The following is a 12,502-nucleotide window of genomic DNA, read 5'->3' as shown; positions in this document are numbered from 1 at the left end:
CCTAGAGCTTTAAAGCCTTTAACTGTTCAATCTGCTCCTTCTCCTTCGGATCAGCCTTAATCAGTTTATCGTACAAAGCTTTGTCATCTTGTCCCTGCTGTTGCAGAGCGACGATATAATAGCGAGCAACCTCACGATTTGTAGCATCGCTCAGATCGTCCTTCAAGCCGTTTTTGAGGATGCTTGCAGCCTCAGCAGGCTTACCTAACATGAATTCAATTTTGCCCGTACTGAGCGCAATACCTGGAGTTACTTCAAAAGTACGTGTCAACTCGATTTCAGGTGGAACCGTCTTAAGATGAGCTACCCCATCCAGAACCTTCTGATAAGCAGTAAGACCTGCTTGGAAATACTTCTGTTCCTTGGCGGTGTCCTTCTGCTCGCGTGCCTTATTACCAATAGTGTAGGCCTGGGTAATTAACATGTTGTACCAGTCATTGTCCCAGTTAAAGTTGGAAATGTTATTTTCCAAAATGCTGAAGGCTTGCTCATTCTCACCTTTTGCTTTTAAAAGGTTAACTTTGGAGTTATACATGATTTTATTATACGGTTCTGCCTTCAGGCCCGTATTAAGTACTTCTATTGCAGCGTTATAAAATTCCTCTTTTTTCGTTTGATCATACACATTCTTATACAGTGCAGCCAATCTTATAACCGAATCCGGATGTGTAGGGCGAAGCTCCAGATCTTTATTAATAGCACTTTGAATTTCTTCAAATGATGTACTTGCCGCCATAATCTGTTTGGCATATGTGGCAGCATTGGCCGATTGCACGAAGCGAAGACCTGAAAAAAGCACCACAATGCTTAAAATGCCGATGACAGCACTATACATGATTCGGAATCCGGAAGCACCCATGGTCAGACGTTTAAGCGGCTTGCTGTCCATAGTAGCGGCCATACCGCCAAGACTCACAAATACCAGTATGCCCATGAACACGTAACTCATATTAAAGTCCAGCAAGCTATGAAGTAAGATTGAGAGTGCCAAAATGAGATACAGGAAATGAGAATCCCGTTCTTCATCGTCTTGTCTAATATAGCTACGGATATACTTATAGAAAATAAATAAGATAAATGACATGAAAATTACGAAGCCGAGAATGCCCACTTCAACTAAATACTGCATGAAAAAGTTATGGGCCTGACGGCTTGTATAAGGATAATCTTGATATTTCTCGTATAAAGTTGCCCAACCACCACCGCCGCTTCCGATAATAGGGTGGTCTTTAATCGATTTGGCAGCATCCTGATAGAATACAAGCCGCTCCAGCACACTATGCTGACGGAAATTGATATTTTCTAATCGTACCTGTACGTTCTCCGGCAGTACGCTACGCAGGCCAGTTCCCATCAACAGAAAAGCCAGCAAGCCAATCACTACAACTGATCCGACAGGCAACCACAGATTGGATAACTTGCGTGAGGTCCATCCTTTGAGTGCATTCTCCAGCGTTGGAGCCAAATAACGTTCAACAAGCCACAGTACGACAGCTACAGCCAGGGAGACACCAATAAGTAATCCCCAAGCCTTGGCAGCCTCTCCGCCGTTGTAAGTTTTATTGAGTTGTAATCCCATATTTGTAATCGGCGCCAAGATAGATATTGACGCTACACCAGCAATGGCGCAATGCAAAATCCATATAATTTGGCGTGCTGGTTTAAAGAAAAGCAAAAGCAGCACGAACACGACAGGCAGCATAACTAGACCGCCCCTTGACAAAGTCAGGAATAGCGAGACCAGAATAGGCACCAACATGAAGCCGTGAATAGCCTTGCCATACCATAGTTTTGATTTCATCAGACAGAAAACGGCAGCGAATAAGAAAGCCATTAGAAAGGCCGCATATGTATTCGCATATTGAAACACTGATGTCAGCCGGAGACCATTTGTATCTGTCATAACTGCATTGGTATAGCGATACTGATACACATATTGGGTAAACCAGCCTACCATCTTGCCGGCAAGCACCCACTGTCCGAACCAGTTAATGAAGCCAAAGCCTACGATGATATAAGCGATGGTCATAATCAGGTTGTGAATAATCTTATTGCCTAAGCGATCCTGTAATAGATAGATTGAGATAATAAACAGAGCGGCATAGATGCACTGTACCACCACCATATTCATGGCCAGGTAATGTGAAGCTGCTGAAGTCAGTGAAAGTACATAAGACAGGGGAAGTAGCAGTACTAATACAGCCAGCCAGTCCCTTTGCTCTTCCAGCTTGAATTTCTTATAATAAGATACGATTGCCAGGATCAACAGAATCGAGGCGATGATGACAGCCCAATAGAGCGGTTTTTCAAAATCGAGCATTTGCCCATTAAAGAGTGCAGCTTGGAAGGGAGACCAAGCAAAAAACAGAATCATGCCAACAATTAACACCCAAAACATAGCCGGCCTTTTATCGTCACGGGTCGACGTTTTGGCCTGTTTCCCGTATACTGGATTCGACAAGGTTTACAATCTCCTTTTCTTGTAGATACGTCAACATTTTAGCATATCGTAGCTGTTAGAGCCATATCGCAACAATGACAATACCAAATTTTTACTACTTTGTATTGTAAGAGACTTACCAAACCATATTTAAGGTCGTGACACACTCGTATGAATTTAACTCAAAACTTTTCGAAAAATTTAAAGTTACTTTGGGAATTGTCTAAAAAGGACATACAATCTAGGTACCTTGGTTCATTTATGGGGGTACTCTGGGCTTTTATACATCCTATGGTATCTATACTTGTTTATTGGGTCGTATTTCAGGTTGGTTTTAAAAATGTACCTATTGGTGATACTCCCTTTATACTTTGGTTACTAACAGGCATGGTGCCGTGGTTATTCTTTTCGGAAAGCTTGTCAACTGCAACCAATAGTATTATTGAAAACAATTATCTGGTAAAGAAAATTGTTTTCCGAGTAGGCTTGCTACCAATGGTAAAAATTTTGGCTGCTCTTTTTGTCCATGTGTTTTTTATCATCGTTCTTTTCATTATGTTCAAAATATACAATGTTGAATTTACGATGTATAACATTCAAATCCTTTATTATTTATTGGCCACGATTCTCCTTTCTTTGTCCATTTCTTACATAACAGCGACATTGGTTGTTTTTGTAAAGGATGTTGGTCAAGTTGTTGCGGTATTTATTCAGCTATTCTTTTGGCTTACGCCGATCTTCTGGAATTTAAATATTGTTGAGGATAAGTATCAGTTTTTCTTTAAACTTAATCCTGTTTTCTATATTGTTGAAGGATATCGTGATACCTTTATTAATCACAAATGGTTCTGGGAGCATCCATCCATGACGATCTACTTTTGGGCTATTGTGATCATCGCAGGTACGATAGGAATCAAAATTTTCAAAAAAATGAAATCTCATTTTGCTGATGTATTGTGAGGAGAAGAGTATGACTCAAACAGAATCAGTTGCTGTAGAAGTTAATAATGTCACTAAAATATATAAAATATATGATAATCCCAATGAACGTTTAAAAGAGGCTATTCATCCTTTTAAAAAGAAATATCATTCTGATTTCAAAGCCATAAGTGACCTTTCCTTTTCTATTAAAAAAGGGCAAGCGATTGGTATTATCGGTAAAAATGGTTCGGGCAAATCGACTCTTTTAAAAATGATTACAGGCGTAATTACGCCTACCAATGGAAGCATAAAGGTAAATGGGAAAGTTGCAGCTCTGTTGGAACTCGGTGCTGGGTTTAATCCAGACTTGACTGGAATGGAAAATATTTATTTAAATGGTACGCTTATGGGCTATAGCAAAGCAGAAATGGATGAGAAGGTAGAAGATATTACATCCTTTGCGGATATTGGGGACTTCATTAATCAACCAGTCAAAATGTACTCCAGCGGTATGTTTGCCCGATTAGCCTTTGCAGTAGCCATCAATGTTGATCCAGACATTTTGATTGTGGATGAAGCCTTGTCTGTTGGAGATATTTATTTTCAGGCCAAATGTATCACCAAAATGAAGGAGCTCTCCAAAAAGAGCACAGTTTTGTTTGTCTCTCATTCCATGGATACCATTAAGAGTTTTTGTGATACAGCATTGCTTATTGATAAGGGACACATGGTCGAGATTGGTCCAGTGAAGCGCGTAGCACAAATTTATGAAAATATTATTAACCAGGAAATTGCAGATATGAAGCGTGTCCAATCTTTGGATACATTTGTGAATTCCGAAACGGATAAAAAGAGTACGCTGTTGTTGCTAGAAGAGGATCCTGCTTTTGCAAAACGTGCCAATGAGTTTCGCTCTGGAACGGGAGATGCACGTTTTATAAGGGCAGACTTGTTAGTCAATGGAGAAGTGGTAAACCAGGTCCCTTTTGGTGAAATGGTTACTTTGCGTTTGCTGGCACAATATTATAAAGATATTGATTCCGAGGGAACCATTGGCTACATGGTTAGAAACCATACTGGTGTAGATGTTTTTGGCATGAATATCTATAATAAGGCAAAATTAGTCCCGAAAATGCAAGCAGGGGGCATTCTTGAAGTTAACTTTAATTTCCGTAATCTATTATCTGAAAGTGGTAAATACACCATTTCTATTGGCTTAAAACCTAAGCCGTTTGAGCCTCTTTATTTGGATAGCGTAAGTATAGCAGCTGTTTTTGAGGTTCCTAAACCAGAGAATAATTACGTACCAGGTTTAATATTTGTAGATAATACAATAGATTTGCAAGTTATTAATTAAGGCTGGTGATAAAATGTGTGGGATTTTGTTTTCTAATGTAGCTATAAATAAAGAAGCATTTCTTAATTCATTAAATATAATGAAGCATCGGGGGCCTACGGCCCCGCTTTGTGTATACCAGCATGAAAATTTTATGCTTGGTCACAACAGGTTAAGTATTTTAGATCTGGATCAGAGAAGTGATCAGCCTTTTTTTTCTGATGATGGAAGATATGCGATTATATTTAATGGAGAAATCTATAATTATAAAGAATTAGCTTCTGCATATTCAATTCAAATGAGAACAAACTCAGATACTGAACTTTTATTGAAGCTTTACATTCAATATGGTCCCCGAATGTTGAATTGGCTTAATGGAATGTTCAGTTTTATTGTTTTAGACGTCCAGCAGAAATCATTTTTTGCAGTGCGAGATCGTATGGGGGTAAAACCGCTGTATTATAACAGGAATGGTGAAGAGTTCATTTTTAGTTCTGAAATTGCTCCATTGCTCCCATTAGTTCACAACGTTTCTTTAGATCAAGCAGCTGTAAGACAATATAAAAAAATGAGATGTTTTTTTAATAATCGTACTGTCTATAATGAAATAAAAGAGTTTCCCCCAGGATATTACTATGAGAATGGCGAATTTATTAAATATTGGGAACTTGATTATTCAGAGAAAGAGCCGCCTTCTGATGAGGAACTTGAGTTTTTAATTCGTTCTGCAGTAGAGTACCGCAAGATCGCAGATGTTGAAATTGGAAGTTACCTTAGCGGAGGCTTGGATAGCACGATTATTACTGCACTCGCTGGAGTAGAGCATACTTGGACTGTTGGCTTTGAAGATTATAATGAGTTCGAGTGGTCTGAAATCGCAGCAACAAGATATAACACTATTCATCACCCGATATTATTTGATCCTGATCGCTTTTTATCATTAGCTCGTGAGCTGGTGATTGTAAAAAAAGAGCCTCTGTCTGTGCCCAACGAAGTGTTGCTGTATCATATGACACAACAAGCATCTGCTAAGAACACAGTCATATTAAGTGGAGAAGGCGCTGATGAGCTTTTCTTTGGATATGATCGTATTTTCAGATGGGCTAGTAGCACCACAGACTTTGATATCCGAGCCTTTAGTGATCTCTACACCTATGGATCGGAAGATGATTTAGAGATTGTAGAAGATGCATTGGAACCTTTTATGAAGTTAAAGTCCCCTCAAAAAATCGTAGCGGCATTCTTTCAACAAGCCCATTTGCGAGGGTTACTTAAAAGGCTGGATAGTGCCTCGATGTTAAATTCGGTAGAAGCAAGATCACCTTTCTTGGACTACAGATTAATTGAAAGGCTTGCAGGGGTAGACGCTCAGTATAAGATGAAGGATGGAGCTGTTAAGGCTCCGCTCAAGAGAATTTTTAAAGACATTATCCCAGCAGAGATTGTAAACAGAAAAAAGGTGGGTTTTCCTGTTCAACTTGAAAGAGTCCTATCTTCTGAAAAAATTGAAGGGAAGACGACATTCGACAAATGGTTTAACTTCAATTTAAATACGTTAGGAGAAATCTTATGATTATCGGCTATACTTCCGGAGTCTTCGATTTATTTCATATTGGACATTTGAATTTGTTGAGAAATGCTAAGTCACTCTGTGACAAGCTCATTGTGGGTGTGACCACAGATGAGTTGGTTTCATATAAGTACAAAAAAGCCGTCATTCCTTTTGAGGAACGAATTGAGATTGTTAGAAATATCAAATTTGTTGATACTGTAATTCCTCAGGACTCCATGGATAAATTTGAGGTTTGGCAAAAATTAAAGTATGACGTAATGTTCGTTGGTGATGATTGGTTTCAAAATGAACGTTGGGACCAGTATGAGTTGCAGTTTAAGGAAGTTGGAGTGAAAATTATATATTTTCCCTATACGAAGAGTACATCATCAACTTTACTGAATGAGACATTACTGAAATTAAGAAAATAAGTGGATTTTTGCCTGAAAGGAAGAGGTTTTACAGTGAATATGAACAGATCTATAGCTTTTGTCATTCACAATCTTGTTTTATATGAAACGATTAAGCCTTTAATTGAGGAATGCGAAAAAAAGCAGATCGTTTGTGATATTTATGTCCCTCACATTGAAGAAGATAATTGGGGAGACATGTCCTTAGATACCTATCATTACTTGCAGAACAACGGTATAAACGTGACTCTAACAAGCGCTGTACCTGACAAAACATATAAAATAGCCTTCTATCCTTACCTCCCCTATTATTTGGAAGTTAAGTCCGATTATAAGTTCAGATATCAGTATGGAATGGCTAAACCAAACTGGAATTTAGATACATGGAGTCGGAATTTCGATTTCATTTTTTGTAATGGGCTATATGATTCCTCGGTTCTGGCAGCCTACACTCAGACTGAAATCGTAGGAATGATTAAATACGCTAAATTTCAACGGATGAAGCGTGAAACAGATAAATATAATTTGCTTTATTTGCCTACGTATGGGAATGAGTCGTCTATTGAGCTTGTGATGAACCATATTGAAGAGATTTCAGATACCTTTAATGTGAAGGTGAAATTGCACCATGGCACTTCTTTTTTGGAGCATGAGCGGGTTAGTCTAGTTAAATCTCGTGTTCCTGAAGTGCTTGATCACAAGGCTTCTCTTGTTAATCTAATAGAGGAAGCGGATGTAATATTGTCAGACGGCTCTGGGGCTATATTTGATGCGCTGTTTACGGATACTCCAATTGTAATATTTCAGCATCCCCAAACAGAATCGTTCGAGGGAATTTTACCTTTGGAAGAACAAATTGTTCAGCAAAACATTGTTCCTTTTGTGAGTGATAACGGCAATATTAAGCAAACTTTACTTAATGCAATCTTAGATGAGCAACTAATACAACAAAGAAGGAAATTTACTTTAGAGATGTTTCCGGTCAAAGGAAGAGAGACGATAGATAAGTGTATGGATGTAATTAATAGGTTTTTACAAGATGACGTAGACCATGCTTATAGAGCAGGGCATACACGTTTAAAAAAGGAATTTAATGAATTACAAACTCATAATCAAAATCAAAGCCAAGAAATAGAACAGCAAAAACAACGCATAGCTGAGCATACGGATCAGATTAACACATTGATTCAAACGCGTGACCATCAGGAAAATGTAATAAACAGCATGTCAGCAGATTTTAGATCTCTATCTGAAAAGAAAGATGAATTAGAACAAAGATATGTTCAACTCATACAGGATTACAATGATGAAAAAAATAACTTGGATATTTTAAATCATCAATATAGACAATTATTTGGTCAATATAATGAACTGAACACCCAGTTCAGTGAGTTGCAAGAATATAATGGAAGACTGTCGACAGAGCTTCATAATATTTATAACTCAAAAAGGTGGAAAATGGCGAATAAACTTAAACATATCTTACACAAGTCCAAAATGATATATGTTCTTAAGGGATATAGAGTATGGAAAAACTATGGCACCACGATCTTACTAAAAAAGATTAAATCTAAAGTGTCGCATAAGCTTAAACGGACTAACGCAGGGGATCATCCTGTTGATCTGCGCAAAGATGAAGGAAACTACAATCAGTTATTAACTTGGTACGAGTATAAATTTTATAATTATAAAGTAGCTAAAGACAATTCATTTTCCCTGGAACTTGATAAGTTCGAGACCGCATTTGAGAAAGATCTTATATCGATCGTTCTTCCTGTATATAACGGTGAGGATTATGTATCAAAAGCTATTGATAGTATTCTGCAGCAATCTTATAAGTATTTTGAACTCATTATTATTAACGATGGTTCAAAAGACAAAACGGCAGAAATTATTGATGCGTATGCGAAAGCAGATCATCGTATTAGGGTAGTCCATCAGGAAAATCGTAAAATACCTAGAACATTATCCAGAGGTTTTAAACTAGCTAAGGGTGAGTACCATACGTGGACCAGTGCAGATAATATTCTCCCTGAACATTTCTTGGAGAAGATGGTCGCTGATCTTAAACGTGATGAAAATATTGGTATGGTATATGCGAACATGAGGTTAATTGACTCGGACGGCCAAGTAATATCCAATCATGGCTGGTATGAAGAACCACAGTTCAGTGGCAATGTTATGCTGCCTAAGTCCGCATTGGAGCTAAATGTATATCCTAACAATACGATTGGTGCGGCCTTTATGTATAGGGCCAAGGTAACTCACTTGTTAGGTGACTACTCTAGCTATAAGCATACCCTTGAAGATTATGATTATTGGATGAGAGTGAACTCCCTATTTGAGCTCAAACATGTGACGTTCGATGAGCCTATATATGATTATCGCTGGCATGATAAATCATTGACCGCTTCAGATCAAGAACTCGGCATCACATCTAACAGATATAAACTCATGGTACTTGATGATTTTAGAAGGGATTTTTATCTGACCCCATTAGTTTGGATCATTGAGGGAGACGCTGCTGAAGTTAGTTATTTTAAGAAATATGTTCTGGCTAAGGGCCATACCGTGGTTGGGAGAGATGAACTAAATACGATTATTGGCCTTAATTTGGCAACGCCTGTTTGCTATTTATATATTAAAACAGGCGAAGTCCATAATTTTGAATTTATGGATTCTAATGCTTCATCATCTATGTATGCACTGCTTATAGATAAATCAGAGCACACCACAGATACATTCGTAGCTGATTATCCTTGGGATCTGAAAATAAAGGATAAAATGAATAGTGAGACGGATAGCAACTATGATTTCTTTGCACAGGATACGGAAGTTCTGTTCTCTCTTATAAATACGAAGATTAAAAACGATCACTTATATCGCATTGAGGCGGTAATTGAAAGTGAACCCATCTATAAAAAGGACCTATCTGTTATTATTTGCACTTACCAGCGGAGTGAAAAACTATCCAATGCGATTAAATCTGTGATAGAACAGTCGTTGGATAAAGCGAGCTATGAAATTATTGTTGTCAATAATGATTATCAGAATGATGAGATTCATCATTTGGTTCGTGAATTCAGAGCAACCCACAATATTGATGATTCCTTCCTGCGATATATGGAGGCACCGTTAAAAGGTCTTTCCTTTGCACGTAATGTTGGTTTATTTGGAGCAGAGGGTGAAGTCATACTCTATATTGATGATGATGCTATCGCAAACTCCAACTTGCTTGAAGAGACCGTCAGAGGCTTCTCAGAACGGCCTGACATCGGAGTTATGGGTGGAAATATCATACTCAATTTACATGAGGAACGGCCTGATGTGGTTAAACCAGGTACTGAAGCGTATTGGAGTCAGCTTATAGTCGATGGCGAAGAAATTATCGATTCTAATTTTCAGTGGGAGTTTCCTTATGGAGCCAACTTTGCGGTTAGACATGCTGCGCTGATGCGAATTGGGGGCTTTAGGAGCGCTTATGGGCGCAAAGGAAACAATTACGCTGGAGGAGAAGAAATTGTTGTATCTTTTGCTATGAGAGAAATCGGTTATAAGGTTGGTCTTAATCCAAAGATGAAAGTCATTCATGATGTGGACACCTCCCGATATACGGTTGAGCATGTTAGAAAGACAATGCGAAACAGTATTTTAACTAATTACCAATTGCAAAAGGATCTGTATGCGCCAATGGAATCGGATATTGAGGCAGATAAGAGTCACCTTGAAATTGTTAAAGCTGAGTTAGATCATTTGCAGAAGATTCCAACTAAGAATCGAGATATTGAAATTGATATCTTGTATAAACAGTACACAATCGAAGCCTATGAAGAGCTGATACAAATGAAGGAAAATGATATGAATACGCGAAGACAATTGGCAGGAGCGTATAGATAATTAATAAAATTTTAAAGGCGCCTCTTTTATAAAAATAAGGGGCGCCTTTAATAGTATGGAGCGGTTAAATTGAACATTTTATATTTCTCTCCAATTTATTGGGATGATTTAAAACAACGTCCGCAACATTTGGCTGAAGAGTTTGCCAAGCTACCGGGGGTTCACATCACCTTTGTAGAACCATCCATTAGCATACTTAATAGTATTGCAAGGCAGAACTCAGATTATAAGCAAAGAAAACAAACCATTAATGATAGTCTTCAAATATTCAGGCCTTCAGGCAGTCTGAGATTACCTAGAAGCTTAGAAAGCTTAGACATATTCCATCTAAATCAATGGTTTGAGAAGAGACAATTAAAAGATTTAATTTCCAGTGCCGATATCATTTGGTTGGGGAGTCCAGTTTTTTATCCTCTTATTAAACAAAATAAAAAGAAGATTGTATTTGATCGTATGGACGACTATGTATTTCTAACTAACAATGCATTGATGAAGAAGTTACTCAAAAAGTGGGAACTTGAATTACTTGCCAAGGCGGATCTTGTTATATCTACGAGCAATGATTTGCATAAGCATTCTCTATCATTGAATAAACAATCTTATTTAGTGAAAAATGCTGTGGATACAGCTATACTAAACATAAATGTAAATAGCCTAGTTGCCAGTGACTTGAGACGATTAAAGCATGAGGGCTACCATATTTTTGGCTATGTAGGAGCGATTGACCACTGGTTTGACGTGGAAGCGGTTAAGGCGATTACAGAATTTGATGAGAATTTTGTTGTATGTTTGGTTGGCAGAAATAACCTGGGCTATAATTTTGAGCAGCATAGTGGGATTAGATACTATAACCCAGTTCCCAAATCAGAAATTGGTGCGATTATTGATGTTTTTGATGTTTGTTTATATCCCTTTTCAAGGAATTCAGATAGAATTGATACGATTAATCCAGTCAAAGTTTATGAGTATCTTAGTCTGAATAAAGTGACTTTAGCCGTGCAGAGTGAGGAAACTAAACTATTAGATCAGAATGGGGTCTATCTATATCGTAGTTTAGAAGAAATAAGGGAATATTTAGCGAGTGTAGACACCCTGCAACGGCCTTTTTATGATCAGGAGCAACTGGAAAACTTCATAGTCCACAACAATTGGGAAGCTCGTGCAAAAACCATTATGGAGCTACTATAAAAGAGTTTCAATAGGAGGAAGTTAGATATGAAAGGGATTATATTAGCTGGAGGAACTGGCTCTAGATTGTACCCGCTTACTAAAGTTACAAACAAACATTTGCTGCCGATTGGTAAATATCCGATGATTTATTACTCTATTGACAAGCTCAAAAAGGCGAACATAAATGATATTTTGATCGTTACTGGTAAGGAACATATGGGAGATGTAGTTAATCTCTTAGGAAGTGGGATAGACCTTGGAGTTACTCTGACTTACAAAGTACAAGATGAGGCTGGGGGCATTGCCCAGGCTTTGCTTTTAGCTGAACACTTTGTTGGCATTGACAAGATGGTTGTGATTTTGGGGGACAATGTTTTTAAAGATGATATAACCTCGTTCGTTGAAAAATTCAAGCTTCAAGATTCAGGAGCGAAATTGCTACTTCATAAAGTGCCTGATGCTAATCGCTATGGAGTACCAGAATTACAAGGCGATAACATTGTCAATATTGAAGAAAAGCCTAAGAACCCTAAGAGTGATTATGCAGTTACGGGTATTTATATGTTTAACTATTCAGTGTTCGATATTATTAAGACCTTAACCCCTTCAGCAAGAGGAGAATATGAAATCACAGATGTGAATAACGCTTATATCCAACGAAACCAACTTACATTTGATATTTTAGAAAATTGGTGGACTGATGCGGGAACACATACTTCCTTGATGCTTGCTAACAAATTAGTAAGTGAAATGGATTATGATCTTTTTTCTTAAGA

General features: G+C 37.9%; 8 protein-coding genes. 7 read left to right on the top strand and 1 reads right to left on the bottom strand.

Annotated elements, in window-relative coordinates; translation table 11 throughout:
• Nucleotide 1 precedes the first annotated feature (1 nt).
• Nucleotides 2-2,461 carry an O-antigen ligase family protein gene (locus tag ACN6NF_RS22485; RefSeq protein WP_474319632.1) on the bottom strand — a complete coding sequence of 820 codons (2,460 nt, stop codon included), beginning with the start codon at nt 2,459-2,461 and terminating at the stop codon, nt 2-4.
• A 150-nt stretch (nt 2,462-2,611) separates the two neighbouring features.
• Here ACN6NF_RS22485 and ACN6NF_RS22480 point away from each other — a divergent pair, with 150 nt between their 5' ends.
• From ACN6NF_RS22480 to ACN6NF_RS22450, 7 genes are all read left to right on the top strand, one after another.
• A complete protein-coding gene (locus tag ACN6NF_RS22480) occupies nt 2,612-3,400 on the top strand; it encodes an ABC transporter permease (protein ID WP_474319630.1) in 789 nt (262 codons plus the stop codon).
• Nucleotides 3,401-3,410: 10 nt separating this feature from the next.
• Entirely contained in the window at nt 3,411-4,718 is a 1,308-nt protein-coding gene (locus ACN6NF_RS22475) for an ABC transporter ATP-binding protein (RefSeq protein WP_474319628.1), read from the top strand.
• 13 nt (nt 4,719-4,731) lie between these two features.
• On the top strand, nt 4,732-6,270 hold the full coding sequence (asnB, locus tag ACN6NF_RS22470; RefSeq protein WP_474319627.1) for an asparagine synthase (glutamine-hydrolyzing): 1,539 nt from the start codon (nt 4,732-4,734) through the stop codon (nt 6,268-6,270).
• Nucleotides 6,267-6,680: an FAD synthase family protein gene (locus ACN6NF_RS22465; protein WP_016822980.1), complete on the top strand. Its 414-nt coding sequence runs from the start codon at nt 6,267-6,269 to the stop codon at nt 6,678-6,680. Before asnB ends, ACN6NF_RS22465 begins: the two co-directional genes overlap by 4 nt.
• Nucleotides 6,681-6,719: 39 nt before the next feature.
• Nucleotides 6,720-10,556, top strand: coding sequence for a glycosyltransferase (locus ACN6NF_RS22460; RefSeq protein WP_474319809.1), 3,837 nt, complete (start codon nt 6,720-6,722; stop codon nt 10,554-10,556).
• A 69-nt stretch (nt 10,557-10,625) separates the two neighbouring features.
• Nucleotides 10,626-11,744: a glycosyltransferase family protein gene (locus ACN6NF_RS22455; RefSeq protein WP_474319626.1), complete on the top strand. Its 1,119-nt coding sequence runs from the start codon at nt 10,626-10,628 to the stop codon at nt 11,742-11,744.
• Nucleotides 11,745-11,771: 27 nt separating this feature from the next.
• Nucleotides 11,772-12,500 carry a sugar phosphate nucleotidyltransferase gene (locus ACN6NF_RS22450; protein ID WP_474319625.1) on the top strand — a complete coding sequence of 243 codons (729 nt, stop codon included), beginning with the start codon at nt 11,772-11,774 and terminating at the stop codon, nt 12,498-12,500.
• Nucleotides 12,501-12,502: the final 2 nt, after the last annotated feature.

Source organism: Paenibacillus sp. TSM33 (assembly GCF_056099025.1).
The sequence above is the reverse complement of the archived record's forward strand: the minus strand, read 5'-3'. Positions and strand labels throughout refer to the sequence as shown.